The organism is Pseudomonas sp. ADAK7, assembly GCF_012935675.1.
Lineage (GTDB): Bacteria > Pseudomonadota > Gammaproteobacteria > Pseudomonadales > Pseudomonadaceae > Aquipseudomonas.
Genome location: NZ_CP052861.1, coordinates 6,611,538 through 6,631,308, shown reverse-complemented (window position 1 = coordinate 6,631,308; position 19,771 = coordinate 6,611,538). Strand labels below are relative to the sequence as shown.

16 protein-coding genes, 2 tRNA genes and 2 rRNA genes are annotated in these 19,771 nt (G+C 57.4%); 10 read left to right on the top strand and 10 right to left on the bottom strand.

Annotation, left to right across the window (positions count from 1 at the left end):
- Positions 1-69: 69 nt before the first annotated feature.
- The 4 genes from HKK53_RS30480 to HKK53_RS30465 form a co-directional block, all read right to left on the bottom strand.
- Positions 70-2,961 (bottom strand): 23S ribosomal RNA (locus tag HKK53_RS30480).
- 234 nt (positions 2,962-3,195) lie between these two features.
- Positions 3,196-3,271, bottom strand: a tRNA-Ala gene (locus HKK53_RS30475).
- A 34-nt stretch (positions 3,272-3,305) separates the two neighbouring features.
- Positions 3,306-3,382: transfer RNA gene (locus tag HKK53_RS30470), tRNA-Ile, on the bottom strand.
- A 164-nt stretch (positions 3,383-3,546) separates the two neighbouring features.
- Positions 3,547-5,085: ribosomal RNA gene (locus HKK53_RS30465) — 16S ribosomal RNA — on the bottom strand.
- The 16S and 23S rRNA genes sit together here with 2 tRNA genes alongside, the layout of an rRNA operon.
- A 668-nt stretch (positions 5,086-5,753) precedes the next feature.
- On the opposite strand from HKK53_RS30465, the gene rhtA reads away from it, so the two are divergent.
- Together rhtA and HKK53_RS30455 are read left to right on the top strand one after the other, a co-directional pair.
- On the top strand, positions 5,754-6,641 hold the full coding sequence (gene rhtA, locus HKK53_RS30460) for a threonine/homoserine exporter RhtA (protein WP_169373815.1): 888 nt from the start codon (positions 5,754-5,756) through the stop codon (positions 6,639-6,641).
- Between the two features lie 170 nt (positions 6,642-6,811).
- Positions 6,812-7,093 (top strand): hypothetical protein, encoded by a 282-nt coding sequence (locus tag HKK53_RS30455; RefSeq protein ID WP_041069802.1) that lies wholly within the window; start codon positions 6,812-6,814, stop codon positions 7,091-7,093.
- Here the strand turns inward: HKK53_RS30455 and HKK53_RS30450 are convergent.
- Positions 7,080-7,658 carry a TetR/AcrR family transcriptional regulator gene (locus HKK53_RS30450; RefSeq protein ID WP_169373814.1) on the bottom strand — a complete coding sequence of 193 codons (579 nt, stop codon included), beginning with the start codon at positions 7,656-7,658 and terminating at the stop codon, positions 7,080-7,082. The two genes, HKK53_RS30455 and HKK53_RS30450, sit on opposite strands and share 14 nt — an antisense overlap.
- Before the next feature lie 92 nt (positions 7,659-7,750).
- On the opposite strand from HKK53_RS30450, the gene HKK53_RS30445 reads away from it, so the two are divergent.
- Together HKK53_RS30445 and HKK53_RS30440 are read left to right on the top strand one after the other, a co-directional pair.
- Positions 7,751-8,479 (top strand): SDR family oxidoreductase, encoded by a 729-nt coding sequence (locus HKK53_RS30445; protein ID WP_169373813.1) that lies wholly within the window; start codon positions 7,751-7,753, stop codon positions 8,477-8,479.
- Between the two features lie 39 nt (positions 8,480-8,518).
- Positions 8,519-9,109, top strand: a complete 591-nt coding sequence (locus HKK53_RS30440; RefSeq protein ID WP_169373812.1) for a 2-hydroxychromene-2-carboxylate isomerase — start codon at positions 8,519-8,521, stop codon at positions 9,107-9,109.
- Positions 9,110-9,154: 45 nt separating this feature from the next.
- Here the strand turns inward: HKK53_RS30440 and HKK53_RS30435 are convergent, their stop codons facing one another.
- The 4 genes from HKK53_RS30435 to HKK53_RS30420 form a co-directional block, all read right to left on the bottom strand.
- Positions 9,155-10,963 carry an aminopeptidase P family protein gene (locus HKK53_RS30435; RefSeq protein WP_169373811.1) on the bottom strand — a complete coding sequence of 603 codons (1,809 nt, stop codon included), beginning with the start codon at positions 10,961-10,963 and terminating at the stop codon, positions 9,155-9,157.
- A 65-nt stretch (positions 10,964-11,028) separates the two neighbouring features.
- Entirely contained in the window at positions 11,029-12,186 is a 1,158-nt protein-coding gene (locus HKK53_RS30430) for an aminotransferase class V-fold PLP-dependent enzyme (protein ID WP_169373810.1), read from the bottom strand.
- A 163-nt stretch (positions 12,187-12,349) separates the two neighbouring features.
- Positions 12,350-12,964, bottom strand: a complete 615-nt coding sequence (locus HKK53_RS30425; protein ID WP_169373809.1) for a LysE family translocator — start codon at positions 12,962-12,964, stop codon at positions 12,350-12,352.
- 101 nt (positions 12,965-13,065) lie between these two features.
- Positions 13,066-13,335: a hypothetical protein gene (locus tag HKK53_RS30420; protein WP_169373808.1), complete on the bottom strand. Its 270-nt coding sequence runs from the start codon at positions 13,333-13,335 to the stop codon at positions 13,066-13,068.
- A 387-nt stretch (positions 13,336-13,722) separates the two neighbouring features.
- On the opposite strand from HKK53_RS30420, the gene msuE reads away from it, so the two are divergent.
- The 4 genes from msuE to HKK53_RS30400 all read left to right on the top strand — a co-directional run bounded on the left by msuE (position 13,723) and on the right by HKK53_RS30400 (position 17,879).
- A complete protein-coding gene (msuE, locus tag HKK53_RS30415) occupies positions 13,723-14,286 on the top strand; it encodes an FMN reductase (RefSeq protein WP_169373807.1) in 564 nt (187 codons plus the stop codon).
- Between the two features lie 10 nt (positions 14,287-14,296).
- Positions 14,297-15,442, top strand: a complete 1,146-nt coding sequence (gene ssuD, locus HKK53_RS30410) for an FMNH2-dependent alkanesulfonate monooxygenase (RefSeq protein ID WP_169373806.1) — start codon at positions 14,297-14,299, stop codon at positions 15,440-15,442.
- Positions 15,443-15,565: 123 nt separating this feature from the next.
- A complete protein-coding gene (locus HKK53_RS30405) occupies positions 15,566-16,753 on the top strand; it encodes an acyl-CoA dehydrogenase family protein (protein WP_169373805.1) in 1,188 nt (395 codons plus the stop codon).
- 22 nt (positions 16,754-16,775) lie between these two features.
- Positions 16,776-17,879: a sigma-54 interaction domain-containing protein gene (locus tag HKK53_RS30400; protein WP_133840632.1), complete on the top strand. Its 1,104-nt coding sequence runs from the start codon at positions 16,776-16,778 to the stop codon at positions 17,877-17,879.
- Here HKK53_RS30400 and HKK53_RS30395 read toward each other — a convergent pair whose 3' ends face one another.
- Entirely contained in the window at positions 17,880-18,245 is a 366-nt protein-coding gene (locus HKK53_RS30395) for an antibiotic biosynthesis monooxygenase (protein WP_169373804.1), read from the bottom strand.
- Between the two features lie 95 nt (positions 18,246-18,340).
- Here HKK53_RS30395 and soxR point away from each other — a divergent pair, with 95 nt between their 5' ends.
- Positions 18,341-18,790 (top strand): redox-sensitive transcriptional activator SoxR, encoded by a 450-nt coding sequence (gene soxR / locus HKK53_RS30390; protein WP_169373803.1) that lies wholly within the window; start codon positions 18,341-18,343, stop codon positions 18,788-18,790.
- Positions 18,791-19,135: 345 nt separating this feature from the next.
- Positions 19,136-19,594, top strand: coding sequence for a VOC family protein (locus HKK53_RS30385; protein ID WP_169373802.1), 459 nt, complete (start codon positions 19,136-19,138; stop codon positions 19,592-19,594).
- Positions 19,595-19,771 lie beyond the last annotated feature (177 nt).

Genomic DNA, 19,771 nt, shown 5'->3' with positions numbered 1-19,771 from the left:
TTCGGTTCGTTTCGTCTTCACACACCGCAATCTGGTCTCTCTCGAGTTCACAAATTGCTTGGGTGTTATATGGTCAAGCCTCACGGGCAATTAGTATTGGTTAGCTCAACGCCTCACAGCGCTTACACACCCAACCTATCAACGTCGTAGTCTTCGACGGCCCTTCAGGGGACTCAAGGTCCCAGTGAGATCTCATCTTGAGGCTAGTTTCCCGCTTAGATGCTTTCAGCGGTTATCTATTCCGAACATAGCTACCCGGCAATGCCACTGGCGTGACAACCGGAACACCAGAGGTTCGTCCACTCCGGTCCTCTCGTACTAGGAGCAGCCCCTCTCAAATCTCAAACGTCCACGGCAGATAGGGACCGAACTGTCTCACGACGTTCTAAACCCAGCTCGCGTACCACTTTAAATGGCGAACAGCCATACCCTTGGGACCGGCTTCAGCCCCAGGATGTGATGAGCCGACATCGAGGTGCCAAACACCGCCGTCGATATGAACTCTTGGGCGGTATCAGCCTGTTATCCCCGGAGTACCTTTTATCCGTTGAGCGATGGCCCTTCCATACAGAACCACCGGATCACTAAGACCTACTTTCGTACCTGCTCGACGTGTCTGTCTCGCAGTCAAGCGCGCTTTTGCCTTTATACTCTACGACCGATTTCCGACCGGTCTGAGCGCACCTTCGTACTCCTCCGTTACTCTTTAGGAGGAGACCGCCCCAGTCAAACTACCCACCATACACTGTCCTCGATCCGGATAACGGACCTGAGTTAGAACCTCAAAGTTGCCAGGGTGGTATTTCAAGGTTGGCTCCACGCGAACTGGCGTCCACGCTTCAAAGCCTCCCACCTATCCTACACAAGCAAATTCAAAGTCCAGTGCAAAGCTATAGTAAAGGTTCACGGGGTCTTTCCGTCTAGCCGCGGATACACTGCATCTTCACAGCGATTTCAATTTCACTGAGTCTCGGGTGGAGACAGCGCCGCCATCGTTACGCCATTCGTGCAGGTCGGAACTTACCCGACAAGGAATTTCGCTACCTTAGGACCGTTATAGTTACGGCCGCCGTTTACCGGGGCTTCGATCAAGAGCTTCGCGTTAGCTAACCCCATCAATTAACCTTCCGGCACCGGGCAGGCGTCACACCCTATACGTCCACTTTCGTGTTTGCAGAGTGCTGTGTTTTTAATAAACAGTCGCAGCGGCCTGGTATCTTCGACCGGCATGGGCTTACGCAGTAAATGCTTCACCCTCACCGGCGCACCTTCTCCCGAAGTTACGGTGCCATTTTGCCTAGTTCCTTCACCCGAGTTCTCTCAAGCGCCTTGGTATTCTCTACCCAACCACCTGTGTCGGTTTGGGGTACGGTTCCTGGTTACCTGAAGCTTAGAAGCTTTTCTTGGAAGCATGGCATCAACCACTTCGTGTTCTAAAAGAACACTCGTCATCAGCTCTCGGCCTTAGAATCCCGGATTTACCTAAGATTCCAGCCTACCACCTTAAACTTGGACAACCAACGCCAAGCTGGCCTAGCCTTCTCCGTCCCTCCATCGCAATAACCAGAAGTACAGGAATATTAACCTGTTTTCCATCGACTACGCTTTTCAGCCTCGCCTTAGGGACCGACTAACCCTGCGTCGATTAACGTTGCGCAGGAAACCTTGGTCTTTCGGCGTGGGTGTTTTTCACACCCATTGTCGTTACTCATGTCAGCATTCGCACTTCTGATACCTCCAGCAAGCTTCTCAACTCACCTTCACAGGCTTACAGAACGCTCCTCTACCGCATCACCTAAGTGATACCCGTAGCTTCGGTGTATGGTTTGAGCCCCGTTACATCTTCCGCGCAGGCCGACTCGACTAGTGAGCTATTACGCTTTCTTTAAAGGGTGGCTGCTTCTAAGCCAACCTCCTAGCTGTCTAAGCCTTCCCACATCGTTTCCCACTTAACCATAACTTTGGGACCTTAGCTGACGGTCTGGGTTGTTTCCCTTTTCACGACGGACGTTAGCACCCGCCGTGTGTCTCCCATGCTCGGCACTTGTAGGTATTCGGAGTTTGCATCGGTTTGGTAAGTCGGGATGACCCCCTAGCCGAAACAGTGCTCTACCCCCTACAGTGATACATGAGGCGCTACCTAAATAGCTTTCGAGGAGAACCAGCTATCTCCGAGCTTGATTAGCCTTTCACTCCGATCCACAGGTCATCCGCTAACTTTTCAACGGTAGTCGGTTCGGTCCTCCAGTTAGTGTTACCCAACCTTCAACCTGCCCATGGATAGATCGCCCGGTTTCGGGTCTATTCCCAGCGACTAGACGCCCTATTAAGACTCGCTTTCGCTACGCCTCCCCTATTCGGTTAAGCTCGCCACTGAAAATAAGTCGCTGACCCATTATACAAAAGGTACGCAGTCACCCAACAAAGTGGGCTCCCACTGCTTGTACGCATACGGTTTCAGGATCTATTTCACTCCCCTCTCCGGGGTTCTTTTCGCCTTTCCCTCACGGTACTAGTTCACTATCGGTCAGTCAGTAGTATTTAGCCTTGGAGGATGGTCCCCCCATATTCAGACAAAGTTTCTCGTGCTCCGTCCTACTCGATTTCATGACTAAGAGATTTTCGCGTACAGGGCTATCACCCACTATGGCCGTACTTTCCAGAACGTTCCGCTAATCTCAAAGCCACTTAAGGGCTAGTCCCCGTTCGCTCGCCACTACTAAGGGAATCTCGGTTGATTTCTTTTCCTCAGGGTACTTAGATGTTTCAGTTCCCCTGGTTCGCTTCTTAAGCCTATGTATTCAGCTTAAGATACCTAACTTATGTTAGGTGGGTTCCCCCATTCAGACATCTCCGGATCAAAGTCTGTTTGCCGACTCCCCGAAGCTTTTCGCAGGCTACCACGTCTTTCATCGCCTCTGACTGCCAAGGCATCCACCGTATGCGCTTCTTCACTTGACCATATAACCCCAAGCAATCTGGTTATACTGTGAAGACGACATTCGCCGAAAATTCGCAATTACTCACAAATTTTACCTTAGCCTGATCCGTTACCAGTGAAAGTAACGTTCAGTCTATCTTTCTATCACATACCCAAATTTTTAAAGAACGATCTAATCAAAGACTAGAAATCAACATTCATCACCGTCTTGGTGGAATGCTCATTTCTAAGCTTTCAACAAACAGAAGCAGTAGTGGTGGAGCCAAACGGGATCGAACCGTTGACCTCCTGCGTGCAAGGCAGGCGCTCTCCCAGCTGAGCTATGGCCCCGTATTTCTACAGGCGTTTCCCACACAAGCAAAATTGGTGGGTCTGGGCAGATTCGAACTGCCGACCTCACCCTTATCAGGGGTGCGCTCTAACCAACTGAGCTACAGACCCAATTTCGAGCTATTCAGGCCGACCTCACCCTGCTCTTTACCACAAAGCACGGGGTGCGCTCTAACCAACCAAGCTACAACCTGATACAGGCTGCTTCTTTATCGTCTTCTTCAATGAATCAAGCAATTCGTGTGGGAACTTATGGAGCAGCTGATGTCGTCGATTAAGGAGGTGATCCAGCCGCAGGTTCCCCTACGGCTACCTTGTTACGACTTCACCCCAGTCATGAATCACACCGTGGTAACCGTCCTCCCGAAGGTTAGACTAGCTACTTCTGGTGCAACCCACTCCCATGGTGTGACGGGCGGTGTGTACAAGGCCCGGGAACGTATTCACCGCGACATTCTGATTCGCGATTACTAGCGATTCCGACTTCACGCAGTCGAGTTGCAGACTGCGATCCGGACTACGATCGGTTTTCTGGGATTAGCTCCACCTCGCGGCTTGGCAACCCTCTGTACCGACCATTGTAGCACGTGTGTAGCCCAGGCCGTAAGGGCCATGATGACTTGACGTCATCCCCACCTTCCTCCGGTTTGTCACCGGCAGTCTCCTTAGAGTGCCCACCATAACGTGCTGGTAACTAAGGACAAGGGTTGCGCTCGTTACGGGACTTAACCCAACATCTCACGACACGAGCTGACGACAGCCATGCAGCACCTGTCTCAATGTTCCCGAAGGCACCAATCCATCTCTGGAAAGTTCATTGGATGTCAAGGCCTGGTAAGGTTCTTCGCGTTGCTTCGAATTAAACCACATGCTCCACCGCTTGTGCGGGCCCCCGTCAATTCATTTGAGTTTTAACCTTGCGGCCGTACTCCCCAGGCGGTCAACTTAATGCGTTAGCTGCGCCACTAAGAGCTCAAGGCTCCCAACGGCTAGTTGACATCGTTTACGGCGTGGACTACCAGGGTATCTAATCCTGTTTGCTCCCCACGCTTTCGCACCTCAGTGTCAGTATCAGTCCAGGTGGTCGCCTTCGCCACTGGTGTTCCTTCCTATATCTACGCATTTCACCGCTACACAGGAAATTCCACCACCCTCTACCATACTCTAGCTCGACAGTTTTGAATGCAGTTCCCAGGTTGAGCCCGGGGATTTCACATCCAACTTAACGAACCACCTACGCGCGCTTTACGCCCAGTAATTCCGATTAACGCTTGCACCCTCTGTATTACCGCGGCTGCTGGCACAGAGTTAGCCGGTGCTTATTCTGTCGGTAACGTCAAAACACTTACGTATTAGGTAAATGCCCTTCCTCCCAACTTAAAGTGCTTTACAATCCGAAGACCTTCTTCACACACGCGGCATGGCTGGATCAGGCTTTCGCCCATTGTCCAATATTCCCCACTGCTGCCTCCCGTAGGAGTCTGGACCGTGTCTCAGTTCCAGTGTGACTGATCATCCTCTCAGACCAGTTACGGATCGTCGCCTTGGTGAGCCATTACCTCACCAACTAGCTAATCCGACCTAGGCTCATCTGATAGCGCAAGGCCCGAAGGTCCCCTGCTTTCTCCCGTAGGACGTATGCGGTATTAGCGTCCGTTTCCGAGCGTTATCCCCCACTACCAGGCAGATTCCTAGGCATTACTCACCCGTCCGCCGCTCGCCACCAAGTACAAGTACCCGTGCTGCCGCTCGACTTGCATGTGTTAGGCCTGCCGCCAGCGTTCAATCTGAGCCATGATCAAACTCTTCAGTTCAAACATCTTTGGGTTTTTAAGAAACCCTAAACTTGGCTCAGCAATCGTTGGTTACATCTTTGATTTCTCGCGGAGTAACTTGTGACGCTGATAATCTTGTTGACTATCAGTCTGACGCCACAAGCACCCACACGAATTGCTTGATTCAGTTGTTAAAGAGCGGTGGGTTAAGATCTTTCGTCTCAACCGAGGCGCGCATTCTACAGCAGCGCCAGTTACTGTCAAGCGGTTATTTTCAGAAGTTTTCAAAGTTTCCTTTGCAACTTCAACCACTTGCGCTTCCGATCTCTCGTTAGCGGGAGGCGAATTCTACAGCGTTACTCGCTGCTGTCAACACCTCTTTTGTTCCGCTTTCGACCGAGAAGATCGAACCGTCAATCAAGCCAAACAACGCCGCTCAACCAACTCCTTCTGGGCTTCGATGACCTGAAGCAACTCGCTGTCGAAAACCGCGTAACTCTTTGTTTACCAAGGAGTTTTCCGTTTCGACTGCGCCGGAAGTGGGGCGAATTATAGACTTCCAGAATCTGCCGTCAAGCACTGATTTAGCTTTTCTATCAGCCAGTTGAAAATCACTGCTATATATAGACGCGACCGCAACGAATGCGCAGTATATTGCCCAACACATAAAACAATACTTTTGTTCCTACCTTGGACGATGCCTCGCAATGAATGACCAGCCCCGCAGCCTTGCTTCGACCCTCTTCTCGGTGGGCCTGCTATTAATAGCCATGGCATCGATCCAGTCCGGTGCCTCCCTGGCCAAAAGTATGTTCCCCATTGTTGGCGCTCAGGGGACCACCACTCTGCGACTGATCTTTGCCAGCGTGATCATGCTACTGATCCTGCGCCCATGGCGCGCCAAGCTCACCGCAAAATCCCTGCGCACCGTCATCATTTACGGCATGGCACTGGGCGGCATGAACTTCCTCTTCTATATGTCGTTGCGCACCGTCCCGCTCGGCATCGCCGTAGCCCTTGAGTTCACCGGCCCACTAGCCGTCGCTATCTACGCCTCACGCCGCGCCATCGACTTTCTATGGATCGCGCTCGCAGCGGTGGGTTTGCTGCTATTGATACCGACGGGCGCTACATCGGCCGGAATCGATCTTGTCGGCGCTGGCTATGCACTCGGCGCCGGCGTCTGCTGGGCGCTATACATTCTGTTTGGCCAGAAGGCTGGTGCCGACAATGGTGTAACGACCGCCGCCTTGGGCGTCATGATCGCCGCGCTGTTTGTCGCGCCTATCGGTATCGTTCACGCAGGCGCAGCCCTGCTGACTCCATCACTGATCCCCGTAGCCCTTGGCGTTGCCATTCTTTCCACCGCCCTGCCCTACACCCTGGAGATGGTCGCACTGACCCGGATGCCAGCGCGCACCTTCGGCACGCTGATGAGCATTGAACCGGCGATCGGCGCGCTCTCGGGGCTGCTATTCCTCCATGAGTACCTTTCCTTGTCACAGTGGATGGCCATCCTGTGCATCATCCTGGCTTCCGTCGGCGCAACCATGACCATGGGCAGTGCCGCCAAACCTGCGGTCGCGGCAGATTGATAGCGGATTTGACGAAGCTCTGGTATTTGCCGCTCAATTAGGCCATGTTTAGGCCCGCAATTCAGTGCCACACATGGACTTTTCAGATAGGGACATCGGAGCGCGTCAAGCGGAAGTAAAAGCGAACGCAGCCAGACCCGGGCACAAGATCCGGGCGCTTAAGGACAGTAATGAAACGAATTTTGATACTGATCGCCGTTCTTGCAGTTGCAGGCTGCGCGGCGACTTCGAAAACCCAGGTCAAACACGGCAAGAAAGGGCTGCATATCAACTGCTCAGGGCTCTCGTCCTCTTGGGACAAGTGCTACACCAGCGCCGCCAATTCGTGTGCGCCAAAAGGTTACAAGGTCATTGCCAAATCCGGGGATGCAGTGGAAGAGCCCGGTGATTATCCGTTCGGCCTCAACCCCGCCGGCTACACCAGTCGCAGCATGATCGTCATTTGCAAATAGCTTGCTGGCGCCCGGCAATCTGGCGGCCAATCTCGTCTTGACTGGACTGCAGCACAGTTCGCTGGATATCCGCCGTGGCCAACATGCGCGCCACGACCAGCGCGCCGATGCATTGCGACAGAATCGCCCACGCCAGGCTGTCGCTGTCCAGAATCCGCGCCCAACTTTCCTGAAGCCGACAAATCCAGAGCTCTGCCTGCTGGCGGACCACCAAGTCTGAACGGGCAATCTCTGCCCCTAACGCGGGCAATGCACACCCCGACTCAGCCTGTTCGACATGGGCCATGCTCAGGTAATGCTTGAGACAGCGTTCAAGCCTGGCGTGATCCTGCTCACCATTGCCGCCCAATCGGGCCAGGCTTTGGCACAGTTCTCGCTCGACGATCGCGGCGAACAGCTCATCCTTCGACGAAAAATGACTGTAGAACGCCCCGCCGCTCAAGCCGATCGCCTTCATCAAACCGTCGACGCCGACCGTTGAAAATCCGGACTTCTTGGCTGACACCGCACTGCTTTCCAGCAGTTTTTCTTTGGTTTCCAGCTTGTGATTGGGCGAGTAGCGCATTGCCTTGTCCTCAGGATTGATCGCCTTGACGTTAGCCGGATCGTAGCATAACGTTCGTTCAGTTAACGATCGTTTACCAAAGGAATCTACCTATGAATAACAAGAAGGTCGTACTGGTCGTCGGTGCCGGGGATGCTACCGGCGGCGCTATCGCTAAACGTTTTGCCCAGGAAGGCTTCATTGCTTGCGTCACCCGTCGCAGCGCCGACAAACTCCAGCCGCTGGTGGATGCGATCAAGGCCAGCGGCGGCGAGGCTCACGGTTTCGCCTGTGATGCGCGCAAGGAAGAGGATGTGATTGCACTGGTCGAGCAGATCGAAACCCAGATCGGCCCCATCGAAGCGTTTGTCTTCAATATCGGCGCCAATGTGCCGTGCAGCATTCTCGAAGAAACCGCCCGCAAGTATTTCAAGATCTGGGAAATGGCTTGTTTCTCCGGATTCCTCAACGCTCGGGAAGTGGCCAAGCGTATGGCGAAACGCCAACAAGGGACGATCCTTTTCACCGGCGCTACCGCTGGTCTGCGCGGCGCAGCGGGGTTTGCCGCATTCGCTGGCGCCAAGCACGGCATACGCGCCCTGGCCCAAAGCATGGCCCGGGAACTGGGACCGATGAACATCCACGTCGCCCATGTCGTGGTCGACGGCGCCATCGACACCGACTTCATCCGCAACAGCTTTCCGGAAAAGTACGCGACCAAGGATCAGGACGGTATTCTCAACCCCGAGCACATCGCCGAAAACTACTGGTATTTGCACAGCCAGCCGAGGGACGCCTGGACGTTCGAACTCGACCTGCGCCCCTGGAACGAACGCTGGTAAGCCCTTCCCCACAACAACAATAAGCAGAGCGCATCGACCATGAGCAAAACCGTGGAGTTCTATTTCGACCTGGGTAGCCCCGCCACCTACCTGGCCTACACCCAACTGCCGAAGATCTGCGCACAGACCGACAGTCAGCTGATCTACATTCCCATGCTGCTGGGCGGCGTTTTCAAAGCCACCGGCAACGCCTCACCCGCGACCATCCCGGCCAAGGGTCGCTACATGTTTCAGGATCTGGACCGTTACGCCAAACGCTATGGCGTTCCGCTGAAATTCAACCCACATTTCCCGATCAACACGCTGATGCTGATGCGCGCCGTCATGGGCATACAACTGCGTCATCCGCAGCGTTTCCAGGCATTTATTGATTGTCTGTTCACGGCGCTGTGGGTCGAAGGTCGCAGCCTCGATGACCCAGCGACCGTCGCGGCCGTACTGATGCAGAATGGTTTTGATCCGAACGAGGTGCTGGCTCTGACTGCCGACGAGGAAGTCAAAGCCGCCCTCAAGGACAATACCGAGAAGGCGGTGAAGCGCGGCGTGTTCGGTGCGCCGAGCATGTTTATCGATAATCAACTGTTCTTCGGCCAGGACCGGTTGGACTTCGTCGTTGAAGCCCTGAGCTGAATCGCATGAGCCAGGCGCTCGTTGGAGCGCCTGAACTCAATCCGTTCAGATAGCCGCAGTCCGCGTGTTCAACCACTCCAGCGCAGCACCGTCGAGCAACGGGCTCAAGCGCTGACGTACTTCAGCGTGATAACCGTTGAACCACTGTTTCTCATCATCAGTCAGCAGCGACGGCTCCAGGCAACGCGTGTCGATCGGGCACAGGGTCAGGGTTTCGAATCTGAGGAATTCACCGAACTCGCTTGTCCCCGCCTCGCGGTTCAATACCAAATTTTCGATCCGCACACCCCAACGACCCGGACGATAAGTCCCCGGCTCGATAGAGGTGATCATCCCCGGCTGCATCGCGGTTTGTGGCGCGGCCGCGGCTTGATAGGCAATCACTTGCGGGCCTTCGTGAACATTGAGGAAGTAGCCGACGCCATGCCCGGTGCCGTGACCGTAATCAACGTTTTCAGCCCAGATCGGCGCACGAGCGATGGCGTCCAGCAACGGCGACAAAATCCCTTTTGGAAACTGCGCCCGGGACAAAGCGATCACGCCCTTGAGCACTCGCGTGCAATCGCGTTTTTGCTCGTCGGTTGGCGTACCGACCGGCACCATCCGCGTAATGTCGGTGGTGCCGCCCAGATATTGGCCACCCGAGTCGATTAGCAATAGGCCATCACCCTCGATCACCGCGTGTTCTTCTTCGGTGGCGTGATAGTGCGGCATCGCGCCATTGGCGTTAAACGCGGCAATGGTGTTGAAACTCAGCGACACATAATCCGGGCGTCGCATGCGCGCTGCGGTCAGGTGTTCGTCGATGGTCAGTTCGGTGATGCGCTCGCGGCCCCAGGCCGACTCCAGCCAGGCGAAGAATTCGCACAGCGCCGCGCCGTCCTGCTCCATGGCCTGGCGGATGTGTTCGGCGTCGGCCAGGCTTTTCTGGGATTTGGCCAAGGTGGTCGGGTTCAGGCCTTCCAGCAGTTTCACGCCGCTGTTCAGGTTTTCCAGCAACCCGGCGGTGACGCGGGCCGGATCGACCTGCAGGCTCGCGCCGCTCGGCACGGCGCGCAAGGCATCGGCCACTTCGCTGTAATCGCGCAGGGTCACGCCGTCCTGCTCGAGGATCGCGCGCAGTTCGGCGCTGACTTTGCTCAGCGCCACAAACAGAGTCGCCTGCTGCTGGCTGATCAAGGCGAAGGAGACAAACACCGGGTTGAACGACACATCGCCGCCGCGCAGGTTGAACAGCCAGGCGATGTCATCAAGGGTGGCGATGAAATGCCAGTCGGCACCGCGCTCTTGCAATACCTCACGCAACTTGGCGAGTTTCTCGCCGCGGCTCACGGTCGCTTGCGGCGGCAAGTGTTGATAGATCGGTTCGTTCGGCAAACTTGGGCGATCGCTCCAGACTTCGCTGAGCAGATCGATGTCAGTACGCAGACGAGCGCCGCGCTCTTCGAGCTTGCCCCCCAGCGTGCGCGCCGAGGCCACGGCCATCACTGCACCATCGACAGCGACGACGCCACCTTCAGGGGTTTGTTCGGCCAGCCAGTCCAGCGGGCTCGGTTGACCCGGTTGCAGCTTGACCAATTCGATGCCGCTGCCTTTGAGCTCCTTGCTCGCTTGTTCCCAGTAACGACTGTCAGCCCAGACCCCGGCAAAATCCGGCGTAACGATCAGGGTTCCGACGGAGCCGTGAAAGCCCGACAGCCATTGCCGCCCTTGCCAGTAACCCGGCAGGTATTCGGACAGGTGCGGGTCGGCCGACGGCACCAACAGGGCATGAATGCCCTCCCGGCTCATCAGCTCACGGGTTTGCGCCAAGCGCTGGGATACCAATCCATTGGTCAAAGGCTGCGTACTCATCATGTCTCCTGCTAACCACTTCATCATTATTGTTGAGTGCCGATCTGAGTCGGCGCTTTAACGGCTTATTGCCAGAACGCCGGGGCGCTGGCACAGGCTGCTTTGATCAGCTGAACCGCCTGGTCGATATCCTGCTCGGTGGTGAACCGACCAAGGCTCAAGCGAATGGTGCGGCCGGCCGAGCGGGCGTCGTGCCCCAAGGCTAGCAGCACATGGGAAGGCGCATTGCTGGCGGAATTGCAGGCCGACGTCGCGGAAAACGCGATCGACTGGCCCAATGTCGCGGCATTGAACTCGCCTTCGCCGAAGGTCAGGCTCAGAGTGTGAGGGATGCGTTGGGCTGTGCTGCCGTTGAGGCGCACGCCGGGAATGCTCAATAGCTGTTCGAGCAAGCGCTCGCGCAGATGAACGATGGTGGCTTTCTCGTCATCGAACAAGGTCGCCGCCAACGCAAACGCTTCGCCCATGGCCACGATCTGGTGAGTAGCCAGGGTGCCGGAGCGTAACCCGCCCTCGTGACCGCCCCCGTGGATCTGCGCCTGCAAACGCTGTTGCGCCCGCGGGCCGACATACAGCGCGCCGATGCCTTTGGGCCCGTAGATCTTGTGCGCGGAAAACGACATCAGATCCACCGGCCATTCGGCCAGATCGATCATGACTTTGCCCGCGCCCTGAGCGGCGTCGACGTGAAACAACGCGTCACGATTACGCACCACCTGGCCGATCGCCGGGATGTCGTTGACCGTACCCAATTCGTTATTGACCAGCATCAGCGACACCAGAAAGGTGTCCTCGCGCATGGCTTCGCTGACTGCTTGCGGGGTAATCAGGCCTTCGGCATCCGGCACCAGATAGGTCACCGCCACACCGGCGTCCTGCAATTGTTTCGCGGTGTCGAGAACGGCCTTGTGTTCGATCTGGCTGGTGATGATGTGGCCGCCGGACACGCCTCGGGCCTGGGCGACGCCCTTTAAAGCCAGGTTATTCGATTCGGTAGCGCCGGAGGTCCAGACGATCTGATCCGCCTGGGCACCCACCAGTTCGGCGACTTGCTGGCGCGCCTGCTCGACCGATTGCCGGGCCTGTTGGCCAAACGCATGGGAGCTGGACGCCGGATTGCCGAAATTACCGTTGAAACCCAGACACTCGACCATGACCTTGATGACCCGCTCATCCACCGGCGTGGTGGCGGCGTAGTCGAAATACAACGGACGTTTATTCATAAAAAGGCTCGCAGAGCGTGTTCCGGGATCAGGTGCGCCGGGTGAGGACACCAGCAATACCTGATCGGATGCTGTTAAAGAAATACGACTTCATTTCAAAGTGCGTAGGAACGCTCCTGAAGTCGAGCTTAACAGGCATCGGGCAACCGGTTGAAGCAATGCGTCAGCTAAAGCTTTCGATCAACAACGGATACAGCGAAGCCACCAGCAGCAAGGCCATGCCCCAGTTGAAGATCCGCAACCAGCGGCGATCCTTCAACACATTGCGCAACAAAGTGCCGCAACCGGCCCAGACACCGACGCTCGGCAAGTTGATCAAGGCAAAAACCGCAGCAATCACAATCACGTTGGTGAAATAACCCTGCATCGGCGTGTAGGTACTGATGGCACCGATGGCCATGATCCAGGCCTTGGGATTGACCCACTGAAATGCTGCGGCACTGAGGTAGCTGATCGGTTTGCTCTCGCCCTTTTCGCTCTCGGAGACCGGCCCGGAGTGGGCGATTTTCCACGCCAGGTACAGCAAATAAGCCGCGCCGACGTAACGCAGGACGGTGTAGAGCAACGGATAGGTTTTAAACACCGCGCCCAGGCCAAAACCCACCGCGACCACCAGGACAAAGAAGCCGCAGGTGATGCCAAGCATATGGGGGATGGTGCGGTTAAAGCCGAAGTTCACGCCCGATGCCAGCAACATGGTGTTGTTCGGGCCGGGGGTGATGGAGGTCACAAGGGCAAACAGGGCGAAGCCCAGCAGCAGATCGAACGAGAGCGTCATCGGTGGCAGTCCGTCAGGGTCAGTCAGGTATTGACCCTATCGCACGCCTACCGGGAAACCCACGGACAGTTGCGGAAAAGTTCGAGCAGTACAGTCGCAGCTTAGCTTGGACGACCGTGCAGGTGTACGGCACGTTCGGCGCTCATTTCACCTTGGTTGTCGTAACCGAAAACTTTCTGAGGCTGGCCGAGCAACTCGGCTTTTTTCGCCTGGTATTCATCGAAGGACAAGCCGCGACGATTCAGGGTTTCGAGCGCCAGCTCTTTGGTTTCTTCAGCGGTGTAGGGCCGCAGTTCCGGTGAAACATGGCTGGCACATCCGGCGAGGACGGAGACGGCGAGCAGCAGGGAAACAGCGAGTAAACGTTTCATGGGGAGTGTCCTGACTATCTTGTTTGGCGATGGGTGAAGGCTACGCCCGGCCTGGGTCTGGCAGAAATCAACGCTCTCGATAGTGGGTATCAGGATCAAAACATCACTGCTCGCATATTCATTAAAGATCTATAAATATCTTTTAATGATCTTTTACGGAATAACAGCAAGCCTTTATAACAACGGCATCGCTTCAACCGCTGTTGCCCACGCAACTGTTTGCCAGACAACAGTCATTCAACAAACAGCCCCGCCAATCGCACAGTTTGCGTCAATCACGGCGCTGCAAGGCCCGGAAAACGGGGCTTCGACGGATTGGTACAGGTCTTGCTCAAGCCCAGTGACTCTTCACTGCTCCCTGAGCAACTGTTTAAAAAGGAACTGATCATGTCGCGTCCATTGAAAGTCGTTGCCCTCTCCGGCGGTACCTGGCGTCCGTCCCGCACCTTGGTGCTGACCCAAGCGCTGTTGGCTGAACTCGGTGAACAGTTGCCGATCGAGAGCAAGCTGATCGAACTGGGCGACATCGCCCGACCATTAGGCGCCGCTCTCGCCCGCCAGGAATTGAGCGCCGAAGTCGAAGCCGAGCTGCAGGCCATCGAAAGCGCCGACCTGTTGATCGTCGCCGCGCCGGTTTATCGCGGTTCCTACCCTGGCCTGCTCAAGCATCTGTTCGACCTGATCGATCTCAATGCGCTGATCAACACCCCCGTGCTACTCGCCGCCACCGGTGGCAGCGAACGTCATGCGCTGGTGCTCGATCACCAACTGCGGCCGCTGTTCAGTTTCTTCCAGGCCCTGACCTTGCCGATTGGCGTCTACGCCACCGAAGCCGATTTCTCGAATTACCAAATAACCAGTGAGCCCTTGAAGGCCCGCATTCGTCTTGCTGCAGAACGCGCGGCGCCGTTGTTCGGCGTGCACCCCAAAAATCTGCTGAAAATCGCTTAAGGATCTCTTCATGGATGTTTTCTGGTTTCTGCCGACCCATGGCGACGGCCATTACCTGGGCACCACCCAGGGCGCCCGTCCGGTGACGCTCAACTACCTGAAACAAGTGGCCCAGGCCGCGGACAGCCTCGGCTACCACGGCGTACTGATTCCCACCGGACGCTCCTGCGAAGATTCGTGGGTGATCGCCTCGGCGCTGGTGCCGTTGACCGAACGCCTGAAATACCTGGTGGCGATTCGTCCGGGGATCATCTCGCCGACCGTTTCGGCGCGCATGGCTGCGACGCTGGATCGTCTGTCCAATGGCCGCTTGCTGATCAACGTAGTGACCGGCGGCGACCCGGATGAAAACCGGGGTGACGGGATCTTCCTCGATCACAGTGAACGCTATGAAGTGACCGATGAATTCCTGCGAATCTGGCGCCGGGTGCTGCAAGGCGAGTCCGTCGATTTCGAAGGCAAACATTTGCAAGTGCAGAACGCCAAGGCGTTGTATCCGCCAGTGCAGAAGCCCTATCCGCCGCTGTACTTCGGTGGGTCTTCCGAAGCGGCCCATGAACTCGCCGCCGAGCAAGTGGACGTGTACCTGACCTGGGGCGAGCCACCGGCTGCCGTGGCGGAAAAACTCGCCGACGTGCGAGAGCGTGCCGCGCGTAACGGGCGCACGGTGAAGTTCGGGATTCGCCTGCATGTGATTGTTCGCGAGACGGCCGAAGAGGCGTGGAAAGCCGCGGACAAACTGATCGAGCACATCAGCGACGAGACCATCGCGGCTGCGCAGAAGTCGTTCTCGCGGTTTGATTCCGAAGGCCAGCGGCGCATGGCTGCGCTGCACGACGGGCGTCGCGACAATCTGGAAATCGCCCCCAACCTCTGGGCCGGTGTCGGCCTGGTACGCGGCGGTGCCGGGACCGCACTGGTGGGCGATCCGCAGCAAGTGGCGGCGCGGATCAAGGAGTACGCGGACCTGGGGATCGAGAGCTTTATCTTCTCGGGCTATCCGCACCTTGAAGAAGCGTATCGCTTTGCCGAACTGGTGTTCCCGCTGTTGCCGGAACCGTACGCCAGCCTGGCCGGACGTGGCGTGACCAACCTCACCGGGCCGTTTGGCGAAATGATTGCCAATGACGTGCTGCCCACCAAAGCCACGGCCTGATCCGTACCGCCTGATCGTTCCCACGCTCTGCGTGGGAATGCAGCCCGTGACGCTCCGCATCACTGGACGCGGAGCGTCCCTAGAGGCATTAACGATCAGTCACCAGAAAGAAGGAACCCCCGCGTGACGGCCAAACCACAAAGCGCCCTGCTCTCCCCCTTGCACACTGCCCGCCAATTGGCGGCCGAGTTTGCCCTGACTGCCGTCGAGCGCGATGAACGCGGCGGTACGCCCAAGGCCGAGCGCGATGCCCTGCGCCACAGCGGATTGCTCGCCTTAAGCATTCCCACCCAGTACGGCGGCCTCGGCGCCAGCTGGAGTGAAACCCTGAACATCGTGCGCGAGTTCGCCAAGGTCGACAGTTCGATTGCCCATGTCTTCGGCTTCCATCACCTGATGCTCGCCACCGTGCGCCTGTTCGCCAAACCCGAGCAATGGCAGCCGTGGTTCGAACAAACCGCGCGCAAGAACTGGTTCTGGGGCAACGCCCTCAACCCGCTGGACACCCGCACCGTGGTGAAAAACCTCGGCGGCTGGCGCGAGTTTTCCGGCAAGAAAAGTTTCTGCTCCGGCGCCAGCGATTCGCAAATGCTGATCGCCTCGGCGGTCGACGAAAACGCCGGCGGCAAGCTGTTGATCGCCGCGATCCCCAGCGGTCGCAGCGGCATCACCCTGCACAACGACTGGAACAACATGGGCCAGCGCCAGACCGACAGCGGCAGCGCCACCTTCGAACGGGTGCGGGTCGAGGAGTCGGAACTGCTGCTCGATCCCGGTCCGTTGAGCACACCATTCGCCTGCCTGCGGCCATTGATTGCGCAGTTGACCTTCACCCATATGTTTCTCGGTATCGCCGAAGGTGCCTTTGAAGAAGCGCGGCAATACACCCTCACCGAAACCCGGCCCTGGCATAAATCCAGCGCCCAGGATGTGCGCGAAGACCCGTATGTGCTCAGCCATTACGGCGAATTCTGGGTCGCCCTCGAAGGCGTCCGCTTGCTGGTGGAACGCGCCGCCGACCTGCTCGACAAGGCGTGGGCCAAGGGCCCGAATCTCAGCGCCGAAGAACGCGGGCATCTGGCAACGGCCATCGCCACGGCCAAGGTCGCCGCCACGCGCAATGGCCTGGAGCTGTGTAGCCGTTTGTTCGAAGTGACCGGCGCGCGCTCGACCCATGCCTCGCTGCGCCTGGATCGGCACTGGCGCAACCTGCGCACGCAAACCCTGCACGACCCGGTGGATTACAAACTCCATGAACTGGGTGATTGGGCGTTGAACCAGTCCCTGCCGATTCCGACTTTCTATTCCTGACCTTCTCTTCATGGAGCCTGCCATGCAACTGCTGACCCTACCGCCCTCGCCCGCCCTGGCCACGTCGATCCGTGCCACCGCGCAGGTGTTCGAAGACCCGAAATCCCAGGCCTTGCTCGCGCATTTGCAACAGGTCGCGCCGAGTGAAGCCAGCGTGCTGATCATCGGTGAAACCGGCACCGGCAAAGAGCTGGTAGCGCGGCATATCCACAACCTCAGCGCCCGGCGCAACCGGCCGTTCGTGGCGGTGAACTGCGGCGCGTTCTCCGAATCCCTGGTGGAAGCCGAATTGTTCGGCCACGAAAAAGGCGCGTTCACTGGGGCGTTGAGTGCCAAGGCCGGGTGGTTCGAGGAGGCCGATGGCGGCACTTTGTTCCTCGATGAAATCGGCGATTTGCCGATGGCGATCCAGGTCAAGTTGCTGCGGGTGTTGCAGGAGCGCGAAGTGGTGCGACTGGGTTCGCGCAAGAGCATTCCCATCGACGTGCGGGTGCTGGCGGCGACCAACGTGCAACTGGAAAAAGCCATCAACGCCGGGCATTTCCGCGAGGATCTGTATTACCGACTCGACGTGGTCAGTCTGGAATTGAGTCCGCTGCGCGACCGCCCCGGCGACATCCTGCCGCTGACCCGCCATTTCGTCGAAGCCTACAGCCAGCGCCTCGGCTATGGCACGGTCACCATCAGCAAAGAAGCCGAGCTGAAACTGCGCAGCTACAGTTGGCCGGGCAATATCCGCGAGCTGGAAAACGTCATTCACCACACCTTGCTGATTTGCCGTAACGGCGTGATCGAACGGGACGACCTGCGCCTGTCGAACATGCGCATCGAGCGGCAGGACGATCACCACGGCACGGTCGACGATTCACCGGAAGCGTTGCTTGATCGGGCCTTTCAAAAGCTCTTTGAGGAACAGGCCGGGGCGCTGCACGAAAAGGTCGAAGACGCTTTGTTGCGCGCGGCGTATCGCTTCAGTCATTACAACCAGGTGCACACCGCCGCATTGCTGGGGTTGAGCCGCAACGTGACTCGCACGCGCCTGATCAAGATCGGCGAACTGGCGGTGAACAAGCGCCGGCCAACGGAAAACGTGCAGGGTGAGCGCTTGATGCAGTTGTCGATTTAGTTAGCTCACCAGATTGCAGTGCAGCGCGTCATCGTGACTGCGCTCCAGGCTGTGCAGCACCTGAAATGAACCGAAGGTCACGGTCTTCGCCTGATGGGCGCGGATCAGGTGCCAGAAATCCTGCTCGCCGCTTTCAAAGCGCTGGAACGCGGCTTCCCCGGCCTCGCGGGATTGCCATTGCAGGTAATTCAGCACTCGCCGGCCATCGTCGCTGGCCTGGATGCTCGCGCTGAGGAACCCACTGAAATCCTGGGCCAGGCGCTCGGTCTGTGCCGACAGCGCCGACACCAGCGCCGGTTGTTGATGAGGCTCGATCTCGAATTCGATCAGTTGGGTGAAACTGCGGTTTTTCGCTGACGTTTGCATGAATAGTCCCCACTCACCTGAAAACCGGATCTTGCGATCCGAAGGCCTGCAGGGTAAAACCTCTAGTTAACTAGAGGTCAAGAGGCTTTTTCTAAATGGTCACCTCGGAAAACCTGCACAAGGAACTCACCGTCGGCCAGGTCGCCGCCCGTAGCGGCGTGGCCGTGACCGCCCTGCACTTCTATGAAACCAAAGGCTTGATCAAAAGCCATCGCAATCAGGGCAACCAGCGCCGCTATCCGCGGGAAGTGTTGCGGCGGGTAGCGTTGATCAAGGTCGCGCAGCGGCTGGGGATTCCGCTGGCAGAGATTGCCGAGGCGCTGCAAGCCTTGCCGGACAACCGCGCACCGACGGCGGCGGACTGGCAGGTGTTGTCGGCGCAGTGGAGCAAGGATCTGGATCAGCGGATTCATCAGCTGACGGCGTTGCGGGATCGGCTCAATGGCTGCATCGGCTGTGGGTGTTTGTCGATGGAGGCGTGTCCGTTGCGTAATTTTGGCGATGTGTTGGGGGAGCGTGGGACGGGGGCGCAGCTCCTCGAGTAATGATCGTTCCCACGCTCCGCGTGGGAATGCAGCCCGGGACGCTCCGCGTCCCATTGGAACGCGGAGCGTCCCTTGAGGCGTTCCCACGCAGAGCGTGGGAACGATCATTTAGAACCCCGGCGCAATCTGCCCTTTATAGCGGGTCAGAATGAACTGCCGTTCCGGGGGGTTAAACGGTGTTAAAGGTGGCAAACCCGAGCAATCTGCTGCTTCGCTGTTGATAACTGAACAGTGGCGCTGCTGCTCGTCGGGCACTCGGTATCGGCGGTAGCGCTGACCTATAGTTATCCGACCGGAAACCGGCGAAGGAACACCTTCAACTCACAACAACAAGGGAGAACCGTTATGAGCGTCAAACCCATTCCAGAGGGCTATCACAGCATCACCCCGTATCTCGGCATCCAGAAAGCCGCCGAAGCCATCGACTTCTACAAAAAAGCCTTCAACGCTATCGAGGTGATGCGCCTGAGCATGCCCGACGGCGGTATCGGCCATGCCGAACTGCGTATCGGCGATTGCCCGATCATGCTCGGTACGCCGTGCGATCAAGGGCCATTGAGCAATCCGGACACGTCACCGTCCGTGGGGCTGCACCTGTATGTGACCGATGTCGACAAGTCCTATAAACAGGCGATTGATGCCGGTGGCACGGTGGTGTCCGAGGTCAAGGATCAGTTTTATGGCGACCGCTCGGGGACCTTGAAGGATCCGTATGGGCATTTGTGGTTTTTGGCGACACGCAAGGAGGATCTGACCCAGGAGCAGATTGAGCAGCGGGCGAAGGAGATGTTTCAACAGGGTTGAGCCCCCTGATCGTTCCCACGCTCTGCGTGGGAATGCCTCCACGGACGCTCCGCGTTCGGCTTTGGAGGGACGCGGAGCGTCCCGGGCTGCATTCCCACGCAGAGCGTGGGAACGATTAATCGCGGAGCGTGGGAACGATCTGGCTCAACACACTTCATGAACAACCGCCCCACGCTT